Raw genomic sequence first — 26144 nt, 5'->3', positions numbered from 1 at the left:
TATTTTTAATCATATTTATGAATTAACAAAGTAGTATTTTAATAATTTGGCTTACTTTTTGATTTGTGTTTAATAAAAAAGAGGGTATTAAAAGACATAAAAAATGAAACTATTAGCAACAACATATAGAACTTTAAGCGGTACAAAAGAAATTATCGAGCTTCCACTAAAGAAAAATTCGCAATGGATTATCTACAAAGACGGAAAACCTTCTTTCTTTGTAGATTTTTATGATTTACAAGAAGAATCTAATGCAATGATGAATAGCTTGGTTTTGTGTTCAAAAAGAACCATAACCGAAGCCTTAGAGCTAATTAACAAGAAAAACAATATTAACTTATCAATTCCAAAAATATCTCGCCTAGGCTTTAGTAAAAAGATAAAATCGGAAAGCACAAATTTAGATTTACAGCCAATTCCTAAAGAATGGTTGTCTTATTCTTTGTAGATTTTTACAACTAATTCACCTTTATCATCCATAGAAGCTCGGTACATTCCAGCGGTATTAAACTCAAAAGACATATTACCGTTTTTGTCTAAAGCGACTACGCCACCTGTTCCGCCGAGTTTTGTTAGTTTGTTTTGAATCACGTCTTTTGTAGCTTCTTTTAATGTTTTTTGTTGATATTGCATTTGCGCAGAAATGTCATACGCTACTTGGCTTCTTATAAAATATTCTCCCCAACCTGTTGATGAAACTCCGCAAGTTAAATTATTTGCATACGTACCAGAACCAATTATTGGAGCATCTCCAATTCTTCCCCAACGTTTATTTGTCATTCCTCCGGTAGAAGTTCCTGCAGAAATATTTCCATCTTTATCTAATGCCACACAACCAACGGTACCGAATTTTGCATTTTTAATATCGGCATCATAAAAAGCGGCTTTTTTATCGTCATGATCTAATTCCGTTTTTGTTTTATTTTTTATTCTTTGAAGCGATTGAAATCTTTTTTCTGTATAAAAATAGCTAGGGTCTACAATTTCCAATCCTTTTTCCTTTGCAAAAATAGATGCTCCAGCACCAGAAAGCATTACATGGTCTGAATCTGTCATAATTTTCACAGCCAGTTCAATCGGGCTTTTTACATTTTTTACACCTGCAACTGCACCAGCATTTAACGTTTTACCATCCATAAAAGAAGCATCTAATTCATTGGTTTCTTCATGGGTAAAAACAGCTCCTTTTCCAGCATTAAACAAAGGAGATTCTTCCATTACTTGTATTGTTTTAACAACTGCTTCTTGGCTAGTTCCTCCATCTTTAAGAATAGCATAACCCGTTCTAATAGCTTCTTCTAACTTAAATTTATATGCTTTTTCTTTTTCTTCAGATAGGTTTTTCTTTAAAATAGTTCCGGCACCACCATGAATTATAATTGCAAATTCATTTTGTTTTATGTTTTCTTTTTTTTCTTCAGTAGACGACTCTGACTTGTTCTTGCATCCAAAGGAAATCAATAAAACTGCTGCTGCAAAAAATATTTTTTTCATGATAACGTGTTTAGTATTAAACAATAATTATGTTTTTTGTTAAATTTATTTATTTGTTAAATAATTCGTATTTTCGAACTTCTAAGTTAAACAACTAAAACGGAACTGCAAAATGACAGACTTTGGAATAAAAGAAGCATTAAAAGAATTAGGTTTAAAAGACGTAAACAACGGAACCTCTACAGGTTCTAATAATTTTTCTAACGGAGAAGTTATAGAAAGCTATTCTCCTGTTGATGGAAAACTGATTGGAAAAGTAAAATCGACCACAAAAGAAGACTATGAAAAAGTGATGGAAGCTGCTACAAAAGCATTTTTATCATTTAGAAATATGCCTGCTCCACAAAGAGGAGAAATTGTACGTCAATTTGGTAATAAATTAAGAGAAAAGAAAGAAGCTCTTGGTAAATTAGTTTCTTATGAAATGGGGAAAAGTTACCAAGAAGGTTTAGGTGAAGTACAAGAAATGATTGACATCTGTGATTTTGCAGTAGGTCTATCTAGACAATTAAACGGACAAACAATTCCTTCTGAACGTCCAGGGCATGTTATGAGAGAACAGTGGCATCCAATTGGTGTTGTTGGTATTATTTCTGCATTTAACTTTCCGGTAGCTGTTTGGGCTTGGAACACAGCTTTAGCATGGATTTGTGGTGATGTATGTGTTTGGAAAGGTTCTGAAAAAGCACCTTTATGTACAGTTGCTTGTCAGAATATTATTGCCGAAATTTTAAAAGAAAACAATTTACCAGAAGGTATTTCTTCAATTATAAATGGAGATTATAAAGTTGGTGAAATGATGACCAATGATACTAGAATTCCTTTAGTTTCTGCAACAGGTTCTACAAGAATGGGAAGAATTGTTGGTGCAACGGTTGCACAACGTTTCGGAAAATCTTTGTTAGAGTTAGGAGGAAACAATGCTATTATTATTACACCAACTGCAGATTTGAAAGTAGTGGTTCCTGGTGCTGTTTTTGGTGCTGTTGGAACGTGCGGACAACGTTGTACATCTACAAGAAGATTAATTATTCACGAATCGGTTTATGATAAAGTAAGAGATGCCATTGTTGGTGCTTACGGACAAATTAAAATAGGAAATCCTTTAGATGAGAACAATCATGTTGGTCCAGTAATCGACCACGATTCGGTAAATACCTATTTAGCAGCTATTGAAAAAGCAAAAGCTGAAGGTGGAAATGTGTTGGTTGAAGGTGGTGTTTTAGAAGGCCAAGGTTACGAAAGCGGATGCTATGTAAAACCAGCTATTATTGAAGCTGAAAACCATTATGAAATTGTTCAGCATGAAACATTTGCTCCAATTTTATATTTAATAAAATATTCTGGAGAAGTAGAAAATGCTATTGCGCTTCAAAATGGAGTAGCACAAGGTTTATCTTCTGCAATTATGACCAATGAAATGAAAGAAGCAGAGAAGTTCTTATCTTATGCAGGTTCAGATTGTGGTATTGCAAACGTAAACATCGGAACTTCTGGCGCAGAAATTGGTGGTGCTTTTGGAGGTGAAAAAGAAACTGGTGGTGGACGAGAGTCTGGATCAGATGCTTGGAAAGTATACATGAGAAGACAGACAAATACTGTAAATTATTCTGATGAATTGCCTTTAGCGCAAGGAATAAAGTTCGATTTATAAGCTAGTTCTTATTATAAATAACAAAAAACCATCTCAATTGAGGTGGTTTTTTTGTTTAAAGGAAGTAATTAAACTATTATGACTATTTTTAGATGTACAAAAAGAAATTATTTATGAAAAAAATTATTTACTTATTTATTGCGCTGGGCATGTTTTCGTGCAAATCGGAAAAAACATACGATGTAGGGCAGATTATAACACCAAAAGGAGAAATTTTAATTTGGCTGCATGATGAAACACCAAATCACAAATCAAGTTTTAAACAATTAGCAAATGATGGCTATTGGGAAAATTATACATTTAATCGTGTAATTCCAAATTTTGTTGCTCAAGGTGGATGCCCAGATACACCTGAAGGATTTACAGACCCTGAGTATTTATTAGAACCTGAATTTAATGATAAGTTAATTCATGAATATGGTGCTGTAGGTGCTGGTAGAGATGACAACCCAAAAAAACTTTCTGCAAGATGTCAGTTTTATATTGTTCATAATAAAGAAGGCTTAAGCAGATTAGATGGTGACTATACCATTTTTGGAAAAGTAATTAAAGGTATGGATATTGTAGATGCGATTATAAATGTAGAACGCGATTCTACAAACACACCAATTACAGATATAAAAATAGATGTAAATGTGATTAAAATGAAAGCATCTGAGTTAGAAAAAGTGTATCCCAAAAGCTTACAAGCAGAATAATATTAATGCTATACATTCTGATGGTGGTCGTGAGTCTAATTCTTATAAAGTATACATGAGAAAACAGACAAATTCGGTTAATTATTCTAAGGAATTTCCTTTAGCACAAGAAATTAAATTCGATATATAAGAGGCTTTATATATTTGTAATATATTCTAAAACTCAACTTTTAAAAGTTGGTTTTTTATTATTTAATATTCCTTAACTTATCTATACAGGTGTTAATAACAATCCTTTTTAACCAAGAACCAAAGCTTGTCTTATCTTTATAAGAATTTAAACCTAAAAAACCCTTCAGAAAAGCATCTTGTATAGTGTATTTTGCATCCTCTTTATTTTTCAGACAACAACAACCAATAAAAAACATCCCCTCGCAAAACAGTTTATAAAGCTTTATATGTGCTTTTTGATTTCCTTTTTTACTCTTAATAATTAAAAGATGTAGTTCTTTATATTAAATAGTTTGGTTCTATTATTAAAAACGAATTAAAAATTGAAAGGTTTCATTATTTTTAAATTTGCCGCAAAAAAAAAGAGCTTATCATTTCTGATAAGCTCTTTTAATATTTTATAAAAAAGTATTTCTAGTTGTTAAAAGCTGTTGCTTTTCTATAATTTAACTTCTTTTACGCTATGTTTAATTATTTAAAGCTTCTGCACCACCAACAATTTCTAGAATTTCATTGGTAATTGCTGCTTGACGTGCTTTGTTATATGTTAACAACAATTCGTCTCTTAAATCTGTAGCATTATCCGTTGCCTTGTGCATTGCAGTCATTCTTGCTCCGTGTTCAGAAGCAAAACTATCTCTAATAGCTTTGTATAATTGAGTTTTTAAAGATTTAGGAATCAAAGCTTCCACAATTTCCTCTTTAGAAGGCTCGAAAAGGTAATCTGAGTTTGCTGTATTTACATCTCCATCTTCAATTGGTTTGATAGGTAGAAATTGCTCTACTTGTGGCAATTGAGTTGCTGCATTCTTAAACTGATTGTAAATAAGCTCTATTTTATCATAAGAACCATCAATATACATTTCCATTAACTTTTCTGCAACTGCTGCTACATTATTAAAAGTTAAATCATCAAATAGATCATTTCTTGTAGCTACAATACTGTATTGTTTAGATAAAACATCACCACCTTTTTTACCGATAGCAAATAAATCTACTTCAACATTACTGTATTTTTCTTCAATTGTTCTTACAGTTGTTTTAGTGATAGATGAATTAAAACCACCACATAAACCTCTATTAGAAGTAATAACTACTAATAGAACTTTAGAAACCTCTCTTTCTTTTGAATATGCTCCACCAGCATCACTGTCTGATGTTGCGCTTAAATTCTGCAACAACTCAGTTAGTTTAGATGAATAGGGTCTCATTGCCGTAATTGCATCTTGTGCTTTTTTCAACTTTGCAGCAGATACCATTTTCATGGCAGATGTAATCTGCATTGTCGATTTAATAGAGGTAATTCTATTACGTATTTCTTTTAAGTTTGCCATTCTATTGGTGTTTTGAAATTCCCGCTTTCACGGGAATGACAACTATATGTTAAGCAAAGTGCTTCGATATCTTACTTGCTGCTGCTTCTAAAACAGAAATTGTTTCTGGTGTTAATTTACCAGATTTTAATACATTTAAAGTATCTCTATGCTTTGCGTTTAAGTAATCGATATATTCTTTCTCGAATTTTTTTACTTGATTCACAGGAACATCTTTTAACAAGTTCTTAGAACCTGCATAGATAATTGCAATTTGATCTTCTACTGAGAAAGGATCATTTTGAGCTTGCTTTAAAATTTCAACATTACGTTGTCCTTTAGAAATTACACTCATAGTTGCAGCATCTAAATCTGAACCAAACTTAGCAAACGCTTCTAATTCACGATACTGAGCTTGATCTAATTTTAAAGTACCAGATACTTTTTTCATTGCTTTGATCTGAGCGTTACCACCAACACGAGATACAGAAATACCTACGTTAATTGCCGGACGAACACCAGAGTTAAATAAATCTCCATCTAAGAAAATTTGTCCATCTGTAATCGAAATTACGTTTGTTGGAATATATGCTGATACATCACCTGCTTGTGTTTCAATAATTGGCAATGCAGTTAAAGAACCTCCACCTTTTACAATTCCTCTCATAGAATCTGGTAAATCGTTCATTTCACTTGCAATCTTGTCATCATTAATAACTTTTGCAGCTCTTTCTAATAATCTTGAGTGTAAGTAAAATACATCTCCAGGATACGCTTCACGCCCCGGTGGTCTTCTTAATAATAAAGAAATTTCACGGTATGCAACAGCTTGTTTAGATAAGTCATCAAAAACAATTAAAGCTGGTCTTCCAGAATCTCTAAAAAACTCTCCAATAGCAGCTCCAGCAAATGGTGCATATACTTGCATTGCTGCAGGATCTGATGCATTTGCTGCTACGATTGTAGTGTAAGCCATTGCGCCTTTTTCTTCTAACATGTTTGCAATTGCTGCAACTGTAGAAGCTTTCTGACCGATAGCAACGTATATACAGTATACTGGCTCGCCAGCATCGTAAAATTCTTTTTGATTTAAAATAGTATCTAAAGCAACTGTAGATTTACCTGTTTGTCTGTCTCCAATAATTAACTCACGTTGCCCTCTACCAACAGGAATCATTGCATCAATAGATTTAATACCAGTTTGTAATGGCTCTGTAACCGGTTCTCTATAGATAACACCTGGCGCTCTACGCTCTAAAGGCATTTCATAAGTAGTTCCTTCAATCGGTCCTTTACCATCAATTGGGTTACCTAAAGTATCTACAACACGCCCTACAATTCCTTCACCTGTTTTTAAAGAAGCAATTCTTTCTGTACGTTTTACAGTAGAACCTTCTCTAATTGCAGTTGAAGCACCTAATAATACAACACCTACATTGTCTTCTTCTAAGTTTAATACGATACCTTCTAATCCGTCTTCGAATTCTACTAATTCACCATATTGAACATTAGATAGACCGTAAACACGTGCGATACCATCACCTACTTGTAAAACAGTTCCTACTTCATTTAAAGTAGCTTTCGTTTCGAAATTTGTTAACTGTTGCTTTAAAATTGCTGATACTTCAGCTGGTTTAATACTTGCCATCTTATATGATTTGATGTATAATTAAATTTTTGGAATGAAATGACTATTGTCAAATTCCTTTCTTAATTCGTTTAAATAATTAGAGATACTTGCGTCATATTGCACATCTCCAACGCGTAAAATAAAACCGCCTAAAATAGCTGGATTTATAACGTTTTCTAGATTTGCTTTTTGACCAGTTAAAGATACAATTTTGTCTGAAACTAACTTCTCTACCTCTTCTGTTAAAGCAACTGCTGTAGTAACTACTGCAACTTGCGTATGTTTTAAGTGATCAAAAACAATTGCATATTTTCTAGCAATAGCATCTAACATTGCTATTCTTTTATTGTCTTTCAATAAATGAAACATGCCTAAGGTAATGTTATTTACCTTACCTTCAAACAATGCATTTAATACATTTATTTTATCTGTTGCTTTTACAATAGGACTTCTTAACATTACTTCTAAGTCTTTATTCTCAGCAATAGTAGCAGCTATTAATGACATATCATCATTTACTGCAGTTTCAGACTTAGAGTCTGTTGCAAGATTTAAGATTGCTTTGGCGTAACGTAATGCTGCTCTTGCGTCTTTCATTTATACTTAGTTTAAAGTAACATCTTTTAAGATTCCTTCAACTAATTCTAGTTGATCTTTCTTGTTAGATAATTCTTTCTTAATTACAGTTTCCGCAATACCAATAGATAATTCTGCAACGCTTTTCTTAATTTCTGCTAAAGCTGCTTGCTTTTCTTGCTGAATAGATGCTTGCGCTTTTTCTATTAAAGCAGAGGTAACTTCTTTTGCATCTTCTTTTGCTTCAGAAATTATATTGTCTTTAATTTCTCTAGCTTCCTTCATCATTGCATCTCTTTCTGCTCTAGCTTCTTTGATTAACCTATCATTATCTGCTTGCAGATTTTGCATTTCTTTACGTGCGTTTTCAGCAGCTTTTAATGCATCTTCGATACCTGTTTCTCTTTCTTCTAATGAATTCAAAATTGGCTTCCAAGCAAATTTTTTCATCAAAAATATTAAAATTATTAAGATAACAAGTTGCATAAAGAACAACCCTGGTGAAAAATCGTTTAATAAAGTTTCCATTCTATAACCTAATTATATTGTTTTTGTTTAATTTAAAAAACACTTTCTGTAACCAACCGTTACAGAAATGTGTTCTTGTTCTTTTTTTAGGAATTTTAGTTCCCTCCTAAGATTAATGCACCAAATGCTAAACCTTCTAATAAGGCACCAATGATGATCATTGCAGTTTGAATTTTACCAGCTGCTTCAGGTTGACGAGCAATACTTTCCATTGCTTTACCACCGATTTGACCTAATCCAATTCCTCCTCCGATTACGATTAATCCTGCTCCAATTAAATTGTACATACTAATTGATTTTTAAATATATTAATTAAACAAATTCTAATTCTCTTCTATACTCGATTTATTTTCGAGCTTTTAATGATGCTCATGTTCTTCAACAGCCATACCAATAAATAACGATGATAACATCGTAAAAATAAATGCTTGTAAAAAGGCTACTAAAATTTCAATTACCATGATAAACAATGCCAATGCTAAAGACATTCCTGTAGACGCTACGGGCCCGAATGCTTCTTTCATGGTAACCATTAATGCAATTAAACTCATAACAACAAAGTGACCTGCTGTAATGTTTGCAAATAAACGTACTAGTAATGAAAATGGTTTAATTAAAACAAAACCTGCCAATTCTATTACTGCTAATATTGGTCTTAAAACATAAGGTACACCTGGCATCCATAATGTATGTGCCCAGAAATCTCTACTACCGTTTGTTAAGTAAATTACCATCGTAAATAATGCCAAACAAACTGTTACTGCAATTTGCCCTGTTACATTAAAACCTAATGGAGTTAAACCTAATAAGTTTAGAATCCAAATAAAGAAAAACACGGTTAATAAAAAGCTCATGAACTTTTTATATTTCTTTTCGCCAATATTTGGTCTTGCTATTTCGTCTCTAACATAAATTACTAAAGGCTCTAAAACACGTCCGAAACCTTTTGGCACTTCTCTTGTTTTATATTGTTTTGCTAATCTAGAGAATCCTAAAAACATTAAAAGACCTGCAAATAAAATACCTACAACACTTTTTGTAATTGAAAAATCTAAAGTTTTATGTGCATTTGTTGCGTGATGTGCTTCGTCAAAAGAAACAACTGTAGCTCCTTTATCTATTTCATAAATCTGGCTATGAATCTTCGCGAATTTTAATCCTTTCTTCTCTACAACGACATGACCATCATCATTATGATGAAATTCTGATGACATAAAAGCAACCAAACCTTCACTTGACCATAAAATTACTGGTAAAGAAAAACCAAAATGCTTTCTTTCTCCTGAATCTGTCGAATACGAGAAAAACGTAAAGTCGTGAGAATCTTTAAGGTGGTGTTTAATGTAAGCTTTTACTTCTGCTTGAGTATTTACCTCTCCACCATCTTTTTGGGGATGGTCTTTTTTGTCTGCTTCTGATGCAAAAGTTGTACTTGTAATAACCGCTATTACTGCTATTGTAAGAAACTTGATTGTTTTTTGTGCAATCTTCATTGTAAAAATACGCTTTCTAAATTCGCCGCAAAGGTACGCAATAATTCAAAAGTACAAACTTTTTTTTAAAAATAAAATTTAATGCTTTCTGTTCAATATTTTTACAACAAAAAACACTTCTGTTAATAAAAAAATAAACGTGGGTACTAATAGTGATAATTTTGCCGCCATTATTAGGTTTTCCCCTTTAATTATAGCTTGGTAAAAGGTTGCAGAAAACAACACAATTTTTATTAACATGGTTCCTAAGTATATAAAACCTAGTTGTTCTAGCAACTTATTAACAGAGTTTAAGAGTACTAAGTTAATACAAACTAGAATAGAAAAACCTGCATGAAATTGATACAATTTCTTTATGGAAAAAGGAACCGTTATTCCTTTATTTTCTAAAATTTCAGTATGCATATACATACCAATAAAGTATAAAGTAATAAAAACTAAAAGTATACTTAAAACCCTTTTAATCATTTATTTTATTTGCTTGTTTAATAAGTGCGTACGTTGCTATAAAAACGGCAATTAATGTAATTGTTGCCGTTAAAAAAGTAGTTGTAAATTTTTTATCTAACCATTCTCCTAAAAGAAAGCCTAAATAAATAGTTAAACCCATTTGCAACCCTGCTCCAGAAAGTTGAATGGCTTTATTAAGCGGTTTTTTCTGCGTGTTTTTTTGTTTCATTTGCTTTATTTAATTCTTTTAAAGCACCTTTCATTACGCAGGTTGCATTAAATGTTGCTCCCGGCTCTATAGATAACTTACCAATAATTACGTCTCCAGATATATTTGCAGTCGCCTTTATTGTTAATGTGTTTGCAACAGAAAGCTGACCAGAAAACTCACCCTCTACATCAGCATTTGTAGCCTCTACAGTACCCTTAATTAACCCCTCTGCCCCAATAATAACTCTACCCTTTGTTTTTAATGTCCCTTCTAAAACACCATCTATTCTAAAGTCTCCATCTGAAATTATATCCCCTACAAATGTTGAGTTTTTTGCAATTACATTTCTTTCCATAGTTCTAGGTTTTCCTTTTTGCTTTTCCTGTTTTTTATCTTTACTGTTAAACATAATTATTTGTTTAATTTTTTTAAAATTTCTTTTGCTTTCTTTCCTTCTTCTGTGTTTCCATAGTTAATAGCAACAAACTCTAATGCTTTTTTATAAATTTTTCTATCTAAATATTTACCTATAGCATATGCCTTTAAAAGCTCGAATTTCGGTTTTAATTTAGAGTTGGTAATTGTTGGCAGTACCTCGTTTACACTTACCAGTACTTTTTTGTACTCGCCTTTTTTATATAAATAATATATTTTCTTATAAGATTGTTCTACCTCATTCACGGTTACATCTTCTTCAAACTTTTTCTCAGGATTTTTAATAAGCTGAGCAAAAACAGTATTTGAGTGCTCGGTAAGAATTATATTTTTATAAAGGTTCGCCTTTTCATTTTCGCTTAAATTTTTATAAACTTGGTATAAATGCCAGTTAATTGGAAGCACCAATTCTTTTCTTGGGTTTAATGTTGATACTCTTTCTAGCCTTTCAATTGCCAATTTAGGATTCTTAAACTGCTCTTTATAAATTAAACCTAACTCATACAAAGCCTGATTTCTATCTATCTTTAAAGTGTCTATTTTTTGCTTTTCTGTTGGAATAGTTTCTAAATAACTAGCCAAATCATACCTCGTATCTTTTACAATAGTTGCCACAGAATCTTTATTTGTGCCACTAAAAGTTACGCTTGCAGACCAACGCCAATTGTCTTCTAACTTTCTAGTTCCCCATGTTTTTTGAAACTCCGTTTTACCAAAACCCAATGTTTGTGTATTATAAAAATACCATTTCCCTTTATTTACAGATTGTAAAGAATTGTTTGTACCACCAAAAGCGATCTGATTCAATCGTAACTGAGCAGCTTCTTCATCTTTCTTTTTTAAGTTTTCTATGTAATTCTGAAAAAACGATGCTTGTGCTGTTTTAGACAATGATGCTATTCTAATAATACTATCATTTACTGCAACTACCTCTTCAAATTTAATTAGAGAAGCTAAGTTTTTATGTTTTCTTTTTACGCGTCTAATACGTAGGTCTAAACTATCTTTAGAAACCTCTAAAACACTGTCATAGTAACTGCTTGCATATTGGTATTCTGAGTTCTTAAAATAAATATCTCCTAAATTCTCATAAGTAAAACTCTTTTGCTTGTCTTCTCCATTTTTAGCTCGTAAAGACCTATTGAAATAATCTAACGCTAAAGAAATGCTATCGTTCTTTTCATGCAAAACACCAACTTGGTAATATAATTGATCTAGATAAGGTCTATTATCTCTGTCTTTAATTAACTTTTCTAACCTTGTTAAAATACTTGATGAAAGTGAATCATTAGAAGCATTTTTTGCGAGTTCTATATTTGCATGAATTTTGTATTTGTAAGGTGCTTTTCTAAATGCTGTTAATCTATTAAATACCACAGCAGCAGAATCTTTTTTATTTTCGTTTGCATACAGCTGCCCTAAAACAAACATATTTCTTGCGGCTTGCTCCTTGTTTTTTTGAGTTCTAATAGCTAGTGTTAAATGTTTTTTTGCTTTTTGCAAACTATCTGTCTGTACATAAGCCATAGCCAAAGCAGTATTTGCTTGTTCTTTAATTTCGTCTGCCAAGTCTACCTCTAAAGTATCTGTTACCACCAATAAAAGCTTCATGGTTTCGATAGCAAACTCTTCATTATTCATTCTAATGTTGGCTTTTGCACGCCAAATTTTTGTTTCAGCAATTAAGTTTGCATCGGGGTAATTTGCTATAACATAATTAAAAGCTTCTACCGCAGGAATAAAACGTTGTGAATAATAACGTGCTTTTCCTAACAACAAATAAGCATCATCTATTTGACGGTTTCTTTCTAAACCATTTATATTCATACCATGCCTCTGAATTGCCTTTACTGCTTTTTCTTCTGCTTTCTCAAAAGGACCAGATGCTTGGGTTTCTGTAATTTCTTCTTTTTCACCAAAACCTGCTCCCGGAGCATTGTTTTTAAAGGTTGGTGCAGCAATTTTACGATCATCAAACACAATTGGTTCTATAGGTAATTGCAAAAACCAATCATCTTTATAACCTTGATTAATCTCTTCTATTCCTTTTTTAAAAGCTTCTTCACCATTGAATAAAATATTAAAATGTGAAGTTAATGCATGGTAGTTTCTACTGATAACAGTATCTTTTTTTGTGCTACAGGCATATATTGTTCCGAAAAGAACCGTAAAAAGAAGTATTTTTTTGATGTGTTTCATAAATTAAAAAACTCTTATCTAAAACTAATTTCTTATGAAAATAGTATAAGTAAGAGTGTAAAAATAGCAATAAAATAAGAATAGAGAGAAATGTGAGTGATAATTGTGTTTTTTATCTCTTTTTATTTTAAATCAACCCGTTAGTCATTGCGAGGAACGAGTAATATTTAACTACAAAGCAAAATAACTTTCTAATTCTTTTAGCGTTTCTTCGGATGTTTTAATGTCTTTTACCACAGTTCCTTTATCTAAAACCACAATACGCTCGCATACTTCGGTTACGTGTGTTAAATCGTGACTAGAAACTAAAACAGTAACTTCTTTATTTTCTGTTAGTTTTTTAATCATTTGTTTTAATCGAATCTGTGTAGTTGGATCTAGATTCGCAAAAGGTTCATCTAAGATTACAACTTTCGGATTTCCCATCATTGCAGCCACAATTCCTGCTTTTTTCTGATTTCCTTTACTTAAATCTCTTAAATATTTCTTCTTCCCAATAATTTCTCCGTTAAAGAAATCTTCAAACTGAGCAATAAAACTAGCAACATCTGCTTTGTTCATTCCTCTTAAATCACCAATAAAATCGAAATATTCTTCTGGTGTTAAATAAGTAATTAGAAAAGATTCATCGATAAAAGAACCTGTAAAATTTTTCCAATCTTCACTTTTACTAACTACAATATTGTTGTTCGTAACCGAGCCTGTTGTTGGTCTAATTAAATCTAAAAGTATGTTGAATAATGTTGTTTTTCCTGCACCGTTGTTTCCTACCAAACCAAAACTTTGTCCTGTTGGTATGTCTACTTTTTCTACATTTAAAACTTCTGCTTTTCCGTATTTTTTTGAAATTGTATCTATTGTAATCATTGTATTTTCTTTTAAGTTGAAACTATGCTTCTTTTCCAAAAGCGTTAATCATAACATATTTATTTTCTATATACTTTCTTTCTATAAAATTGAGTGCATATTTTTTACAAAGCAAGCCGATAACACCAATTGCTGCAACAACAATATACCCAGAATTTCCACCAACAAACTTGTCGAAAACCCAAAAAAGTAACATTGGCAAGAGCATTAAAGGAATAATAATCAAAAATTGTGTGGCACTTGTACCTTGTGTATTTCCAAATCCACTTTTATTTAAGTCGATTCTTTTTCTGTTGAACGAACCTGCGTATAATAAGAAAAGTGAATTAAAGCCGATGTTAAATATTGCGCCAGCAGTAATCATTAAGAAAATATCTAATCCGAAATATAAATAAGGGAAACTTAATAAATATAAAAAGGAAGTCATCACCACCATTAAAATCCATTTAGATTCTAAGAATTTTCTGTATTTAAAACTCTGACTCATTAACATCTTATAGTGCGCGCTGTCCCAGGCAGGAATAAACTGACCATAATTTAACGCAAAACCACCGGTAATAAATAAGGATGCAAACATTAACATTGCTGGCACTTCACTTAGAGATTTCTGCGTAAAGAATACTAAGCCATAAAAAAGAAATAAAAACGACATTAAAAAAACTGTTTTTGTTCTTTTATTTCTCCAAATTAAACGCATATCATTTTTTATAAACGGCGCTACGTCTCCTAATTTATCGGCAAAAGATAAATCTGCCGAAGTTGCTTCTTCTACTTTTTGAGAAACGGCTTCGTCTAAATAAACAAGGCTTCTTAATTGCTTATAGTTTAAATTATATAAGATTGCTAAAATGGCAACGCCAATTAAAGAAAACATAGGATTTGCATATACAGCGTCAAAGACTTGCCCACCAAATGCAGTTACATCATAAATACCAAGCTTTTGCAAACCAATTAACGAAACTAAAATAACCACAATTGCACCTAAAGCAATATTGTTTTTATTGATTAAAAAGTTCAAGAAATTTACAGATTGAATCATCAAAATAACAGCAAATAACCAACCTAAAACACCTGCTACGTTGCAACCTTCTTTAATTAAAACAATTGCAAAAGGAATGTAGAAAAATAATCCTAAAATATTAAAGAAAGAAAATGAAGATTTTGTCAATACATAATGTACGAGCTTACTTCTCTTAATTGGTAGTATTAATAATGGTTTAATATTTATTATTGGTAACTTCTGCATTAAATATCTAAAAATTAAATCTCCTAAAACTGCATATAATAAATAAGAATTTACAAGTTGTAACGGGTCTGTTTCTGGAAATTCTTTCTTTAAAAGATAATAGCCACCAACACCAACTGCTAAAAAGGAAACTATAAAATAAAGTGCTAAAAAGCCCATAATTATTTTTATAGCAATGCCTTTTCCAAAAGATGCAGAACGAAAAAATTGCTTCCATTCTAATTTTAAAAAGCGTAAAGTCATAAGTTTAATAAATTAGTTTGATTGGTAATAAGTAGTTTAAAACCACAATTTGTTACAAACTTTTTGCAAGTTTATATTCTGGATAGGTTTCAATTAACAATTCTTCTGCCTTTTGAGGAATTAAATAACCTGTTACATAAAAGAGAATGATTACTAAAGTAGAAGAAAACGCGACGAGTGCTAACCAGTGGTTTTCCATTGAACTGAAAGAAACTTTAAAGGCGTTCATCGTATTAAAAATATTGACAAACATAAGGCCAGAAAAACCATTTCTAGCACTACCAATCATAGATTCTAGTAAAAAGATTTTCTCTTGTTTTTTTGCTTTCTTTTTATCCTTTCTTCTAGAAATGGTTTGTTTAGTTAAATCGATAACAACCAAAATAAATAAGAAACCTAATAAAATATATTCTGAATATTCTATTTTTAAAATTAAGAAAAGTGATAAAAATAAACTTAGGGTAATAATAATTTTTGGCAACGTAAACCATTCTTTAAAAAAACGCCAGAGAATTTTACTGTAACGTTTGTTCATTTGTTTTTGTTTGGCTTCAACAACATCCATAAAACCAAAAACACCGAATTTTTTAAAAGACTTATCTCTTGCGTCTTCAAATGTTAATTTAGGAAATTCTTCTGAAATTTCTTCAATATCATTTGCCAAATGATCTACCAATTCACTTTGTACATCATAGTAATATACATAATGTTTTCTTGTGAATTTGTAGAGATTTTCTATGTGGGTATTTGTTAGTTTCATAATTACACCAAAATATTTGGATACTGTTTCTGAATTTCTTTTTTATTTTCATTAAAAACATATTCACCAGACCAATAAAGCAAGAATAAAACCACAAAAATCACTAACTGAATATTGTTATGTGTTGGCGCTAAAAAACTTTCTTCACTTCTAAAATTACTAATAGAATTAAATGATATAAAAACGAAGTTTACAATTTGTAAAAAAATGTTCGTTTTATTTAAAACTAAAAAACGTTCATTTTTCTGTCTTTCATCGTTCCAATTTTGATAAAAAATTCTAACAACAAGTAAAAGGGCAAAACCATATATTAGAAAGAAGAAATCTTTCTTATCCTCAAACATATTCATCATTAAAAACAACATGTAAAATAAGGCACCTAAAATAATAATTTTAGGCAATTTAAAAAATGTAATAAAATGTTTGAAAGATTGTTTATAAAATATTTTTTGTACCGATTTTGTTTTCTCTTTTAATAATTTACGAAATCCTCGGTCGCTAAAATTTCTATGAATATTTACTATTTCTCTTTTAAAATCTAAATCCGGATTTTCATCTAACTTTTGCTCTAAAATATTGGCAAAATGATCTACAATCTCTGTTCTAACCTCATAGAATTTAATGCCACAAACAAAAATGTAATTGTCTATTTGTAAGAGTTGTTCTTTTATTAATTCCATACTTATGCAACTTTATATTCTCTAATTGTCTCTATGTGTTTTCTAAAGAAAATAGAACTCGCAACAGTGGATAAAATCAAAACGAATAACAGCATTAAGTAAAAATAATCTAAGACATTTTCATTTGTAAAATAAGAAGGAATAAAAATAGGAATAAAACCAAAAAATAAATTCGGAAATTGTGTTTTTAAAACAAAGCTATACGTTGACTTCTCTTTTATTTTAAAATTTTGATAAAAAATAAAAACTAGAAATAATAAACATAAAACAGAAATGTATTTAAACAAAAAATTCATAATATTTTGAGAAGTTCCAGAAAAAGGCAAATGAAGTATATCAATTAATATGGGAAAAAAAGTTATAAAAAACGTACCTATAAAAAACATCTTCTTAGAAGAATTCTTAGCTTTATCTATTACAATTTTTGGTGCAGAATACATAATTCCAAAATATAGACTAGATGAATCTCTAAAGTGTTTATTCCATTTGTGTTTAACATCAATAAAAACAGTCTCAAAATCTAAATTTTCAGCCACTATTTTTGCTTCAATATCAGAAACAATATGATCAAAAACTTCCATTCGTAAATCTATGTAAGTAATATCTTTTACGTTTAAATAATGTGCTACTCTTTGTAATTGTTCTTTCGTTAATTCCATAGTTTCTATTATTTAATCCAAACTAAATTTAGGATTCACCAAATGCTGCATCGTTCTTAAAAACTCTTGCATTTCTTCTAACTTATTCGCCGTTTCTTTGGTACCACTTTCGGTTAATTTATAATATTTTCGGAGACGGTTTCCCACTTTAGCAACCTCAACATCTAACAAACCATCTGCTTCTAACTTATGTAAAGCAGGATACAAAGCACCTTCTGTAATTTGCAATTCGCCTTTGGTGAGTTCTTTTACTTTTTGCGTAATTTCATACCCGTACATCTTATCGTTACTTGCTAATAACTTTAAAATGATGGTTTGTAAAGAACCTTTGAATAATTTCTGATTTCCCATGTTGTAAATATATACATAATTTTCTTATACATAGAATTCTTATGTATACTTTTTTTTGAATAAAAAAAATCCTGAAAACATTAAATTTTCAGGATTGCTATATTTTAAAAAGTTTTTGCTTTTCCAAAAACAGATTGCTTCGTCGTTTTCTGTTTTCAACAGAAACTTCTCGCAATGACACTAAATATTTTACTTTTCTACCTTTAAAACATCTGCAATAATGCGTTCTAATTCTGCTTTTGGCAAAGCGCCATTTGCCATTTGTGGTTCTCCCTCTGCAGGACAAAATAACATAGAAGGTATACTTCTAATAGCAAAAGCTGCTGCTAATTCTTGCTCTGCTTCTGTGTCTACTTTATAAATATCAATTTTACCTTCGTATTCTTCTGAAAGCAATTCTAAAACAGGCGCCAATGCTTTACAAGGGCCACACCAGTCTGCATAAAAATCGATTAATACGGGTCTTTTTCCTTCAAATTTCCATTCTTTATTTTTTTCGAAATTGAATACTTTTTCTAGAAATGTTGCTTTTGTTAAATTTTCTGTCATAATAAACTCTTTTTTCTCAACAAAATTGAGATAATTATACATTGTTTCACTTCAAAATTAGTCGTAAAAAACTACAAAATATTACAAATTGATAGCCTTCACAAATTCTAAAAGTTAAAAATTGTTAAAACACTTTAAATGTAGTTGCTAAGATTTAATTTTGATGCGCATAGAATCAACAAAACAATAAAAATTTGAAATACCCAAAAACGACTAAAAAACCAGTAATTGAAGATTATTTTGGAACAAAAGTAACTGATAATTATAGATGGTTAGAAGATGATCGCAGCATAGAAACAGAGACTTGGGTAAAAGAAGAGAATGAAATTACTTTCGATTACTTGCATAAAATTCCGTACAGAAATCAGTTAAAAGAGAGGTTAACAGAAATATGGAATTATGAAAAAGAAGGGTCTCCGTTTAAAGAAGGAGATTATACTTATTTTTCTAAAAATAACGGTTTACAAAATCAGGCTGTTATCTACCGAAAAAAAGGAGAAAATGGCACTGAAGAAGTTTTTTTAGATCCGAATACGTTTTCAGAAGATGGCACAACTTCTTTAGGAGGATTGAGTTTTTCAAAAAACGGTAAAATTGCTGCCTATTCTATTTCTGAAGGAGGTTCTGATTGGCGAAAAATTATCATTTTAGATGTAGAAAGCAAAACCATAAAAGAAAATGCTCTTGTTGATGTAAAGTTCTCTGGAATTTCTTGGTACAAAAACGAAGGTTTTTATTACTCGAGTTATACCAAACCTACCGGAAGTGAATTGTCTGCAAAAACAGATCATCATAAATTATATTATCACAAATTAGGGACTTCACAAAAAGTAGATTTCGTTATTTTTGGTGATAAAGCTACTGAAAAACACAGATATGTTGGTGGTTATTTAACAGAAGACAATACTTATTTAATTGTTTCTGCGGCTGTTTCTACTTCTGGAAACAAGTTATTTATTAAAAATTTGTCTGAAGAAAACAGCGAATTAAAACCAATTATTACAACTACAGATAGCGACACACAAGTGTTAGATAACAGAGGAAGTAAGTTGTATTTACAAACGAATTTGAATGCACCAAATCAGAAAATTGTAACGGTTAATGCAGAAAATCCGACGCAAGATAATTGGGTAGATTTTATTCCGGAAACAGAAAATGTATTGCAACCTACTACTGGCGCTGGTTATTTCTTTGCAAATTATATGGTAAATGCAGTTTCTAAAGTTTTACAATATGATTTTGATGGAAACCTTATTAGAGAAGTAAATTTACCAGGAATTGGCGCAGTTGGTGGTTTCGGGGGAAAAACGGAGTTAGAAGAACTTTATTTTTCTTTTACAAATTACAACACACCTGGCGCAATCTACAAGTTTTCGCCAAAAGATGGGAATTATATTTTATATAGAAAATCGGCAATCGATTTTAATTCAGAAAACTATACAAGTACACAGGTTTTTTATGCATCGAAGGATGGTACAAAAATCCCGATGCTTATTACGCATAAAAAAGGGTTAAAGTTAAATGGGGAAAACCCGACTATTTTATATGGTTATGGAGGTTTTAATGTAAGTTTAACGCCAGCTTTTAGTATTTTTAATGCAATTTGGATGGAACAAGGCGGTGTGTATGCAGTTCCTAATTTACGTGGTGGTGGCGAACTTGGTAAAAAATGGCACGATGCAGGAACGCAATTAAAAAAGCAAAATGTTTTTGATGATTTTATTGCTGCTGCAGAATATTTAATTGCAGAAAAATATACTTCTTCAGAGTTTTTAGCAATTCGTGGAGGCTCTAACGGAGGTTTATTAGTTGGCGCAACAATAACGCAAAGACCTGAGTTAGCTAAAGTAGCTTTACCAGCAGTTGGCGTTTTAGACATGTTGCGTTATCACACATTTACAGCGGGTGCAGGTTGGGCATATGATTACGGAACGGCAGATGACAACAAAGAAATGTTCGCTTATTTAAAAGGATATTCGCCAGTTCATAATGTAAAAAAAGACGTGAATTATCCGGCAACTTTAATAACTACAGGAGATCATGATGATCGGGTTGTACCTGCTCATAGTTTTAAATTTGCTGCAGAATTACAAGAAAAACAAGCAGGAGAAAATCCTGTTTTAATAAGAATTGAAACCAATGCTGGCCATGGTGCCGGAACTCCGGTTGCAAAAACCATTGAACAATACGCAGACATCTTTGGTTTTACGTTATTCAATATGGGGTTTCAAGAATTGCCAAATCCGCCAAAAATAAAACCTTAGCTTCTACTTCTTAAAGAACTAAAAAAGACAGCTAGTTATAGCTGTCTTTATATATATAGATTGGTTTCTTTTAAAAGAAAATTTCTTATTTCGAAACTTTTTCTATTAGATATTCATTCAAATATTCTGCATCATTCTTAACACCTCCTAAGGTAGCCGAACCTCTTGTGTACAACCATGGAAGTCCTAAAAAGTACAATCCGTCAATCGTTTTACTTACACCTCTGTAATTTTTAGGATAGTGGTTTTCATCTAACTCAATGCCATCAATCCAATTAAAATTTGGTTTAAAACCGGTTGCCCAAACAATATTCTTAATGTCGTTTACCTTTTGTTTTTCAAATGTGATGGTTTTTTCATTTGCATCTAAAGTTCTACCAACACACGTAATATTTTGTTTTTTAAACAGCGTTTTTACATCTGTACCAATAACTGGCTGACCGGTATTACTTAGTTTTTTACCAATCCAAGAATATTTATTAGCTGTTAAAAAACCTACTTTACTAAACCACCACCATAATGTTTTCCCTAATATTTCTTGAGGAAGTGATACAATATCTGTGTTTCCTGAAAAATAGACAGGTGTATTCGTTTTTGAAATTTCATTTAAAATCTGTACACCAGAATCTCCAGCGCCAACAACCAATGTTGCTCCTTCTTTTAATTGATCTGGACTTTTATAATGCTCACTATGAATTTGTAATATGTCTTCCGATATTTTTGTATGACAACTAGGTGTAAAAGGTTTGTGAAAAGGACCTGTTGCAACAATTACATTTTTTGCTTCAAAAGTTTTAAGGTTGCTTTCTAATTTGAAAATGCCATTCTCCTTTTTTAAGGAAGTAATTTTATGGTTAAACTCAACCGGAATCTTAAAATTAGAAACGTATCCTTTTAAATACCCTGCAACTTCATATTTATTCGCATAATGTCCTTTCTTATACGGAAATTCTAAACCAGGTAAACTATTAAATTCCGAAGGCGTAAATAATTTTAAAGAATCCCATCTTTTTAACCAAGGCGCACCAACTTCAGAATTGGCATCAACTATTAAGTAATTTACATTTTGTTTATTTAAATAATACGCAATTGCTAAACCAGATTGACCAGCACCAATAATTATATAATCCTTCATGTATCTTTTTGTAGCCACAAAACTACTGTTTTTTAAAAGGTCTATTCTTAGATTCTGAAATTAGTTCGAAATATAACTTCTAAGAAAATATAAAAAACTAATATTTTGAAATTTGCTTATCTTTGATATGGTGTTTTAGATACTTCTAAGCTCTAAAAAGGAGAAATTAAATCTAAGATGTTAAAAAGTGTAACAAAAAGTTCATTTACAAACTAATCATTCAAACAATCAAATAATTAACTCATGAAAACAATTAAAAGAGTTTTGTTTACAACTGCAATTGCATCGTTCGCTTTTGTTTCTTGTAAAGAAGAAAAATCCGAAGAGAAATCTGCAGGTATTATCATAGAAAACATGGATACTTCTGTGGCAGCATCAGATGATTTTTTTAGACACGTAAACGGTACTTGGATTGATAGTACAGCAATTCCAGACGATCAAACATCTTGGGGTGGTTTTAACGAACTGCGTAAAAAAACAGATGCAGATGTGTTAAAAATACTAAATAATGCAATTGAGCAACGAGATTTTCCTAAAGTAAAAGATGCACAAGGAAATGAAATAGATTCAGATCAAGAAAAAGCAGTAAATTATTACCAAACAATAATGGATACTGTTGCTAGAAACCAACAAGGCAAAGCGCCTGTAATGCCATTTTTAGCAAAAATAGAAGAAATTAAAACAAAGAAAGATGTAGAAAACTATATTACAAATATGGCGCCTTATGGTGGTGGTGGTTTTTATGGTTTTGGTGTTTATAACGACTTAAAAAATAGTAGTGAATATGCTGGTTATATGAGTGGTGGTTCTTTAGGTTTATCTAGAGATTACTACGTAGATGAAAAAGTAGCAGACAAATTAGCTAAATATGAAGAATTTGTAGCAAAAATGTTTCAAGAATTTGGAGATGATGAAGCTACTGCTAAAAAGAATGCAGCTACCATTGTTGCTTTTGAAACTAGTTTAGCAACACCAATGATGTCTAAAGAAGAGAGTAGAGATACTCGTAAAATGTACAACCCAATGTCTGTAGCAGAATTAACAGCATTAGCGCCTGCAATAGATTGGAAAGCACATTTAGACGGTATTGGTGTTACAGATTTAGACAGAGTTATTGTAACAGATCCTGGTTATTTTAAAGCCATGAGTAAAGTTTTTACAAAGCGTTCTGTAGACGATATAAAATTATTATTACGTTGGAACACTATCAACAGTTCTTTAAGTTCTTTATCTACAGATTTAGAAACTGCAAATTGGGAGTTTTATAGCAAAGAAATGCGTGGTGCTAAAAAACAACGTGCAAGAGACGAACGTGCTTTAGGAAACTTAAATGGTGCTGTTGGGGAAGCTTTAGGAAAGTTATATGTAGAAAAAATGTTTCCGCCAGAAGCAAAAGCAAAGGCAAAAGAAATGATAGACAATGTAATGCTAGGTTTCGAGGTAAGAATTGCTGGTTTAGAATGGATGAGCGAAGAGACTAAAGAAAAAGCCTTAGAAAAATTACATAAATTAACTGTTAAAATTGCGTATCCAGATGTTTGGAAAGATTATTCTGAATTGCAAGTAAAAGGATTAGAAGAAGGTGGTTCTTATTTTGAAAACGCTATAAATGTTACAAAATGGAATTATAACAAAAACATGGCAAAATTAGGAAAAGAAGTAGACAGAACAGAATGGGGAATGTCTCCACAAACTGTAAATGCATACTTTAATCCTGTAAATAATGAAATCGTTTTTCCAGCAGCAATTTTACAACCTCCTTTTTATGATTATAAAGCAGATGAAGCTGTTAATTATGGCGGAATTGGAGCTGTTATTGGTCATGAAATTTCTCATAGTTTCGATGATTCTGGTGCTCGTTTCGATGGTGATGGAAACCTTAAAAACTGGTGGACAGATACAGATTCTGAAAAATTCGCAGTAATTGGTAAACAATTAGTAAAACAATATTCAGACATTATTGCCATAGATTCTATGCACTTAAATGGTGAATATACGTTAGGTGAAAACATTGGAGATTTAGGTGGTGTACAAGCAGCTTACGAAGGTTTACAAATTTTCTTAAAGAAAAGCGGTAGACCAGAAAAAATAGATGGCTACACACCAGAACAACGTTTCTTCCTTTCTTGGGGAACCATCTGGAGAACAAAAATGAGAGACGAAGCTCTTAAAAACTTAATCATGACAAACACACACGCTCCTGGAATGTATAGATCCTACATGCCTCTTAAAAACGTAGATGCTTTCTATAAAGCATTCGATGTTAAAGAAGGAGATAAAATGTATTTAAAACCTGAAGAAAGAGTAAGAATCTGGTAAAGTCACAAACCTTTTTTATATGATTCTCTTTTAAAAAAATTATATATTAAAATTAAAACCGATGCGAAAGTGTCGGTTTTTTTTATTTGGGCGTTCCCCAAGGGTCGCGCTTTACGCACTCGCTTTTTGCTGAAAAGCAAAAGAGCTCAAACAAATGCTTCAATCGCTAACGCGGGCATACTTACTATTATTTAGCTATAACAAGTCAAATAGAAATCTTATTTTTACAATATGTTAAAAGTAAATAAAATTTCATTTGGATATTCTAAAAGAAAAATTGTTTTAAGTAATTTCAATTTCACCTTAAAAGAAGGCGAACATTTATGTGTTATGGGCGAAAGTGGTTGTGGAAAATCAACACTTTTAAAAGCAATTTACGGTTTGTTAGATTTAAAAAAAGGAGAAATATCTTGGAAAGAAAATCAGGTTTTAGGACCAGAACACCATCTAGTTCCGGGTATGGATTTCTTTAAATATGTTGCACAAGATTTCGATTTGATGCCTTATACTTCTGTTTCAGAAAATATTAAAAAATTCTTGTCTCGTTTTTATCCTGAAGAAAGCGAAAAACGAACGCAAGAGTTATTAGAAGTTATAGAAATGAAAGCTTTTGAAAAAACAAAAGTAAAAAACCTAAGTGGCGGACAAAAGCAACGGGTGGCAATTGCCAGAGCGCTTGCAAATGAACCCGAATTATTGTTACTAGATGAACCTTTCGGGCAAATAGACAATTTCAAAAAAAACTCTCTAAGAAGAAAGCTTTTTGCGTATCTAAAAGAAAAAAATATTGCATGTATTGTAGCTACACATGATAAGAATGATGCGCTTTCTTTTGCAGACAAACTACTAATTATTCGCAACAATAAGATATTAATAACAGATTCACCAAAAGAGATTTATAACAATCCGAAAGAAAAATATGTAGCAGCTTTGTTTGATGATGTAAATGAAATTGTTCTTAATGGAAAAAACGTTTTATTATATCCGCATCAAATTAAAATTGTTAAAAATACTGATTTAAACGCAACCGTTTTAAATTCTTATTTTAAAGGTGCTTATTGGTTAATAGAAGCCGAATTTGAAAACCAAGTAGTGTTTTTAAATCATGTTTCAAATTTAGAAAAGGGAACTATAATAGAGCTAAAAATAAAAACCTTTTAATTCTAAAATAATAGAGTTAAAAGGTTTTAATTATACAGTTATTCAGTATAATTAAAAAAATTGGGGGAATATAATTATCTTAATTTATACAAATGTAACAGTAATCTTTTTTCAAAAAGGTTAATAATATGCTTTAAGACTGTCCAAAAGGGAAAAAACTAAATTTTATACTGCTTTCTAAACTCTTCTGGGGTAGAATTGGTGTGTTTTTTAAAGTACTTGTATAAACTTGTAGGATCATTAAAACCAGTTTTAAAAGCAACTTCTTTTATTGAAAAATTAGAATGTAAAAGAGTACTTTTTACTTTAACAATAACAGTATCATCTATAAAATTTTTAGCAGATTTATTTGTAACAAACTTTACAATTGTATTTAGTTTTTTTGTGGAAAAACCTAATTTAATTGCGTAGTCAAAAACTTTTTTAGTTTCAGTATAATTTTTTTCAAGAAGATTTTGAAATTTAATAAACTCTTTTACATACTTATTTAATTGAATTTTGTTATGTCCTTCTGCTTTTATTCTATAAATAAGTGTAATTAAAAGATGTATAAGGCTTCTAATAATTTGTATAGAAAACTTATCTCTTATGTTAAAAATTTCATTTTCTATTGCCATTACTAATCGTAAAACACCTGCTAAATCGTTTTCTCTTAATTGTGTTTTTGGTGATATTAGTAACTCGTTAAACATTTGTATTGACCTTGCAACTTCTATTGTGTTTAAATAACTATTTAAAAACTCTTCTTTAAAACACAATAAAAAACCTTCAGTTTCTTTATTTAAATAAAACTTATGTATTTGATCTTTTCTAATAGAAAGAATGCTGCCACTTCTATAATTAAAGTCTGTAAAATCTATAGAGTGTTTTCCAATACCATTGGTAAAAAACAATAAAGTATAGAAATCTACCTTATGGTTTTTGGTGATAGCATTCGTATTTTCTGCTTTAAATAAATCTTCTAATTTTAGTATATTAAAATTAGATTTTTGAAAATTTCTAGCATAATGGGTTTTTAAATTACTAATAGGCATCTAAAATACAAAATTAAGATTTTT

27 protein-coding genes are annotated in these 26144 nt (G+C 30.9%); 6 read left to right on the top strand and 21 right to left on the bottom strand.

The window, feature by feature from the left end; genetic code table 11:
- Window positions 1–103: 103 nt before the first annotated feature.
- A complete protein-coding gene (locus CW731_RS11255; RefSeq protein WP_100946819.1) occupies window positions 104–448 on the top strand; it encodes a hypothetical protein in 345 nt (114 codons plus the stop codon).
- Here the strand turns inward: CW731_RS11255 and CW731_RS11250 are convergent.
- The gene (locus CW731_RS11250) at window positions 436–1494 is read right to left on the bottom strand and encodes an isoaspartyl peptidase/L-asparaginase family protein (protein WP_100946818.1); all 1059 of its coding nucleotides are present in this window, start codon (window positions 1492–1494) and stop codon (window positions 436–438) included. The two genes, CW731_RS11255 and CW731_RS11250, sit on opposite strands and share 13 nt — an antisense overlap.
- 112 nt (window positions 1495–1606) lie before the next feature.
- Between CW731_RS11250 and CW731_RS11245 the strand changes: the two genes are divergently transcribed.
- Entirely contained in the window at window positions 1607–3148 is a 1542-nt protein-coding gene (locus tag CW731_RS11245; RefSeq protein WP_100946817.1) for an aldehyde dehydrogenase family protein, read from the top strand.
- Window positions 3149–3261: 113 nt separating this feature from the next.
- Complete coding sequence (locus tag CW731_RS11240; protein ID WP_100946816.1) at window positions 3262–3846, top strand: peptidylprolyl isomerase; 585 nt, start codon at window positions 3262–3264, stop codon at window positions 3844–3846.
- A 188-nt stretch (window positions 3847–4034) separates the two neighbouring features.
- On the opposite strand, the gene CW731_RS15980 is transcribed toward CW731_RS11240, so the two are convergent.
- From CW731_RS15980 to trxA, 18 genes are all read right to left on the bottom strand, one after another.
- Window positions 4035–4214 (bottom strand): RNA polymerase sigma factor, encoded by a 180-nt coding sequence (locus tag CW731_RS15980; protein WP_100946815.1) that lies wholly within the window; start codon window positions 4212–4214, stop codon window positions 4035–4037.
- Window positions 4215–4484: 270 nt separating this feature from the next.
- On the bottom strand, window positions 4485–5351 hold the full coding sequence (atpG, locus tag CW731_RS11230) for an ATP synthase F1 subunit gamma (protein WP_100946814.1): 867 nt from the start codon (window positions 5349–5351) through the stop codon (window positions 4485–4487).
- Window positions 5352–5400: 49 nt separating this feature from the next.
- Window positions 5401–6978 (bottom strand): F0F1 ATP synthase subunit alpha, encoded by a 1578-nt coding sequence (gene atpA, locus CW731_RS11225; protein ID WP_100946813.1) that lies wholly within the window; start codon window positions 6976–6978, stop codon window positions 5401–5403.
- A 21-nt stretch (window positions 6979–6999) separates the two neighbouring features.
- Window positions 7000–7557 carry an ATP synthase F1 subunit delta gene (atpH, locus tag CW731_RS11220; RefSeq protein ID WP_100946812.1) on the bottom strand — a complete coding sequence of 186 codons (558 nt, stop codon included), beginning with the start codon at window positions 7555–7557 and terminating at the stop codon, window positions 7000–7002.
- 6 nt (window positions 7558–7563) lie between these two features.
- Window positions 7564–8064 carry a F0F1 ATP synthase subunit B gene (locus CW731_RS11215; protein WP_100946811.1) on the bottom strand — a complete coding sequence of 167 codons (501 nt, stop codon included), beginning with the start codon at window positions 8062–8064 and terminating at the stop codon, window positions 7564–7566.
- Between the two features lie 95 nt (window positions 8065–8159).
- The gene (atpE, locus tag CW731_RS11210) at window positions 8160–8351 is read right to left on the bottom strand and encodes an ATP synthase F0 subunit C (protein WP_100946810.1); all 192 of its coding nucleotides are present in this window, start codon (window positions 8349–8351) and stop codon (window positions 8160–8162) included.
- 72 nt (window positions 8352–8423) lie between these two features.
- Entirely contained in the window at window positions 8424–9557 is a 1134-nt protein-coding gene (atpB, locus tag CW731_RS11205) for a F0F1 ATP synthase subunit A (protein ID WP_100946809.1), read from the bottom strand.
- A 78-nt stretch (window positions 9558–9635) separates the two neighbouring features.
- Complete coding sequence (locus tag CW731_RS11200) at window positions 9636–10025, bottom strand: DUF6168 family protein (RefSeq protein WP_100946808.1); 390 nt, start codon at window positions 10023–10025, stop codon at window positions 9636–9638.
- Window positions 10018–10236, bottom strand: a complete 219-nt coding sequence (locus CW731_RS11195; protein ID WP_100946807.1) for an AtpZ/AtpI family protein — start codon at window positions 10234–10236, stop codon at window positions 10018–10020. Before CW731_RS11195 ends, CW731_RS11200 begins: the two co-directional genes overlap by 8 nt.
- Window positions 10202–10627 carry a polymer-forming cytoskeletal protein gene (locus CW731_RS11190; RefSeq protein ID WP_100946806.1) on the bottom strand — a complete coding sequence of 142 codons (426 nt, stop codon included), beginning with the start codon at window positions 10625–10627 and terminating at the stop codon, window positions 10202–10204. The genes CW731_RS11195 and CW731_RS11190 overlap by 35 nt, the downstream gene beginning before the upstream one ends.
- A 2-nt stretch (window positions 10628–10629) precedes the next feature.
- Window positions 10630–12852 carry a lipopolysaccharide assembly protein LapB gene (locus CW731_RS11185; RefSeq protein WP_100946805.1) on the bottom strand — a complete coding sequence of 741 codons (2223 nt, stop codon included), beginning with the start codon at window positions 12850–12852 and terminating at the stop codon, window positions 10630–10632.
- Window positions 12853–13023: 171 nt separating this feature from the next.
- Window positions 13024–13719, bottom strand: coding sequence for an ABC transporter ATP-binding protein (locus CW731_RS11180; RefSeq protein WP_100946804.1), 696 nt, complete (start codon window positions 13717–13719; stop codon window positions 13024–13026).
- Window positions 13720–13741: 22 nt separating this feature from the next.
- Window positions 13742–15208: a DUF5687 family protein gene (locus CW731_RS11175; protein WP_100946803.1), complete on the bottom strand. Its 1467-nt coding sequence runs from the start codon at window positions 15206–15208 to the stop codon at window positions 13742–13744.
- Between the two features lie 52 nt (window positions 15209–15260).
- Window positions 15261–15968, bottom strand: a complete 708-nt coding sequence (locus tag CW731_RS11170; RefSeq protein WP_100946802.1) for a hypothetical protein — start codon at window positions 15966–15968, stop codon at window positions 15261–15263.
- Between the two features lie 2 nt (window positions 15969–15970).
- Entirely contained in the window at window positions 15971–16648 is a 678-nt protein-coding gene (locus tag CW731_RS11165; protein WP_100946801.1) for a hypothetical protein, read from the bottom strand.
- 2 nt (window positions 16649–16650) lie between these two features.
- Window positions 16651–17307, bottom strand: coding sequence for a hypothetical protein (locus CW731_RS11160; protein ID WP_100946800.1), 657 nt, complete (start codon window positions 17305–17307; stop codon window positions 16651–16653).
- Window positions 17308–17319: 12 nt separating this feature from the next.
- On the bottom strand, window positions 17320–17658 hold the full coding sequence (locus CW731_RS11155) for a PadR family transcriptional regulator (protein ID WP_100946799.1): 339 nt from the start codon (window positions 17656–17658) through the stop codon (window positions 17320–17322).
- 189 nt (window positions 17659–17847) lie between these two features.
- Window positions 17848–18207: a thioredoxin gene (gene trxA, locus CW731_RS11150; protein ID WP_100947693.1), complete on the bottom strand. Its 360-nt coding sequence runs from the start codon at window positions 18205–18207 to the stop codon at window positions 17848–17850.
- A 194-nt stretch (window positions 18208–18401) separates the two neighbouring features.
- Between trxA and CW731_RS11145 the strand changes: the two genes are divergently transcribed.
- Complete coding sequence (locus CW731_RS11145) at window positions 18402–20471, top strand: prolyl oligopeptidase family protein (protein WP_100946798.1); 2070 nt, start codon at window positions 18402–18404, stop codon at window positions 20469–20471.
- A gap of 85 nt (window positions 20472–20556) precedes the next feature.
- Here the strand turns inward: CW731_RS11145 and CW731_RS11140 are convergent, their stop codons facing one another.
- Window positions 20557–21606 carry an NAD(P)/FAD-dependent oxidoreductase gene (locus tag CW731_RS11140; protein ID WP_100946797.1) on the bottom strand — a complete coding sequence of 350 codons (1050 nt, stop codon included), beginning with the start codon at window positions 21604–21606 and terminating at the stop codon, window positions 20557–20559.
- A 243-nt stretch (window positions 21607–21849) separates the two neighbouring features.
- On the opposite strand from CW731_RS11140, the gene CW731_RS11135 reads away from it, so the two are divergent.
- Both CW731_RS11135 and CW731_RS11130 read left to right on the top strand, forming a co-directional pair.
- Entirely contained in the window at window positions 21850–23925 is a 2076-nt protein-coding gene (locus CW731_RS11135; RefSeq protein ID WP_100946796.1) for a M13 family metallopeptidase, read from the top strand.
- Window positions 23926–24156: 231 nt separating this feature from the next.
- Complete coding sequence (locus CW731_RS11130; protein ID WP_100946795.1) at window positions 24157–25086, top strand: ABC transporter ATP-binding protein; 930 nt, start codon at window positions 24157–24159, stop codon at window positions 25084–25086.
- Window positions 25087–25244: 158 nt separating this feature from the next.
- Here CW731_RS11130 and CW731_RS11125 read toward each other — a convergent pair whose 3' ends face one another.
- Window positions 25245–26120, bottom strand: a complete 876-nt coding sequence (locus CW731_RS11125) for a helix-turn-helix domain-containing protein (protein WP_100946794.1) — start codon at window positions 26118–26120, stop codon at window positions 25245–25247.
- Window positions 26121–26144: the final 24 nt, after the last annotated feature.

Source organism: Polaribacter sp. ALD11, assembly GCF_002831685.1.
GTDB lineage: Bacteria > Bacteroidota > Bacteroidia > Flavobacteriales > Flavobacteriaceae > Polaribacter.
Note: the sequence above shows the minus strand (reverse complement) of the source record. Positions and strands in the feature narration are given on the sequence as shown.

What these genes read in the sequence shown, in the direction of transcription:
- CW731_RS11250 (WP_100946818.1), bottom strand. Translation starts at nt 1,494, where the DNA reads ATGAAAAAAATATTTTTTGCAGCAGCAGTTTTATTGATTTCCTTTGGA.
- atpB (WP_100946809.1), bottom strand. Translation starts at nt 9,557, where the DNA reads ATGAAGATTGCACAAAAAACAATCAAGTTTCTTACAATAGCAGTAATA.
- CW731_RS11255 (WP_100946819.1), top strand. Translation starts at nt 104, where the DNA reads ATGAAACTATTAGCAACAACATATAGAACTTTAAGCGGTACAAAAGAA.
- CW731_RS11170 (WP_100946802.1), bottom strand. Translation starts at nt 15,968, where the DNA reads ATGAAACTAACAAATACCCACATAGAAAATCTCTACAAATTCACAAGA.
- atpG (WP_100946814.1), bottom strand. Translation starts at nt 5,351, where the DNA reads ATGGCAAACTTAAAAGAAATACGTAATAGAATTACCTCTATTAAATCG.
- CW731_RS11140 (WP_100946797.1), bottom strand. Translation starts at nt 21,606, where the DNA reads ATGAAGGATTATATAATTATTGGTGCTGGTCAATCTGGTTTAGCAATT.
- CW731_RS15980 (WP_100946815.1), bottom strand. Translation starts at nt 4,214, where the DNA reads ATGTTTTTTATTGGTTGTTGTTGTCTGAAAAATAAAGAGGATGCAAAA.
- atpH (WP_100946812.1), bottom strand. Translation starts at nt 7,557, where the DNA reads ATGAAAGACGCAAGAGCAGCATTACGTTACGCCAAAGCAATCTTAAAT.
- CW731_RS11200 (WP_100946808.1), bottom strand. Translation starts at nt 10,025, where the DNA reads ATGATTAAAAGGGTTTTAAGTATACTTTTAGTTTTTATTACTTTATAC.
- atpE (WP_100946810.1), bottom strand. Translation starts at nt 8,351, where the DNA reads ATGTACAATTTAATTGGAGCAGGATTAATCGTAATCGGAGGAGGAATT.
- CW731_RS11135 (WP_100946796.1), top strand. Translation starts at nt 21,850, where the DNA reads ATGAAAACAATTAAAAGAGTTTTGTTTACAACTGCAATTGCATCGTTC.
- CW731_RS11155 (WP_100946799.1), bottom strand. Translation starts at nt 17,658, where the DNA reads ATGGGAAATCAGAAATTATTCAAAGGTTCTTTACAAACCATCATTTTA.
- CW731_RS11175 (WP_100946803.1), bottom strand. Translation starts at nt 15,208, where the DNA reads ATGACTTTACGCTTTTTAAAATTAGAATGGAAGCAATTTTTTCGTTCT.
- CW731_RS11240 (WP_100946816.1), top strand. Translation starts at nt 3,262, where the DNA reads ATGAAAAAAATTATTTACTTATTTATTGCGCTGGGCATGTTTTCGTGC.
- trxA (WP_100947693.1), bottom strand. Translation starts at nt 18,207, where the DNA reads ATGACAGAAAATTTAACAAAAGCAACATTTCTAGAAAAAGTATTCAAT.
- CW731_RS11215 (WP_100946811.1), bottom strand. Translation starts at nt 8,064, where the DNA reads ATGGAAACTTTATTAAACGATTTTTCACCAGGGTTGTTCTTTATGCAA.
- CW731_RS11165 (WP_100946801.1), bottom strand. Translation starts at nt 16,648, where the DNA reads ATGGAATTAATAAAAGAACAACTCTTACAAATAGACAATTACATTTTT.
- CW731_RS11190 (WP_100946806.1), bottom strand. Translation starts at nt 10,627, where the DNA reads ATGTTTAACAGTAAAGATAAAAAACAGGAAAAGCAAAAAGGAAAACCT.
- CW731_RS11245 (WP_100946817.1), top strand. Translation starts at nt 1,607, where the DNA reads ATGACAGACTTTGGAATAAAAGAAGCATTAAAAGAATTAGGTTTAAAA.
- CW731_RS11180 (WP_100946804.1), bottom strand. Translation starts at nt 13,719, where the DNA reads ATGATTACAATAGATACAATTTCAAAAAAATACGGAAAAGCAGAAGTT.
- CW731_RS11130 (WP_100946795.1), top strand. Translation starts at nt 24,157, where the DNA reads ATGTTAAAAGTAAATAAAATTTCATTTGGATATTCTAAAAGAAAAATT.
- CW731_RS11160 (WP_100946800.1), bottom strand. Translation starts at nt 17,307, where the DNA reads ATGGAATTAACGAAAGAACAATTACAAAGAGTAGCACATTATTTAAAC.
- CW731_RS11195 (WP_100946807.1), bottom strand. Translation starts at nt 10,236, where the DNA reads ATGAAACAAAAAAACACGCAGAAAAAACCGCTTAATAAAGCCATTCAA.
- CW731_RS11185 (WP_100946805.1), bottom strand. Translation starts at nt 12,852, where the DNA reads ATGAAACACATCAAAAAAATACTTCTTTTTACGGTTCTTTTCGGAACA.
- CW731_RS11125 (WP_100946794.1), bottom strand. Translation starts at nt 26,120, where the DNA reads ATGCCTATTAGTAATTTAAAAACCCATTATGCTAGAAATTTTCAAAAA.
- atpA (WP_100946813.1), bottom strand. Translation starts at nt 6,978, where the DNA reads ATGGCAAGTATTAAACCAGCTGAAGTATCAGCAATTTTAAAGCAACAG.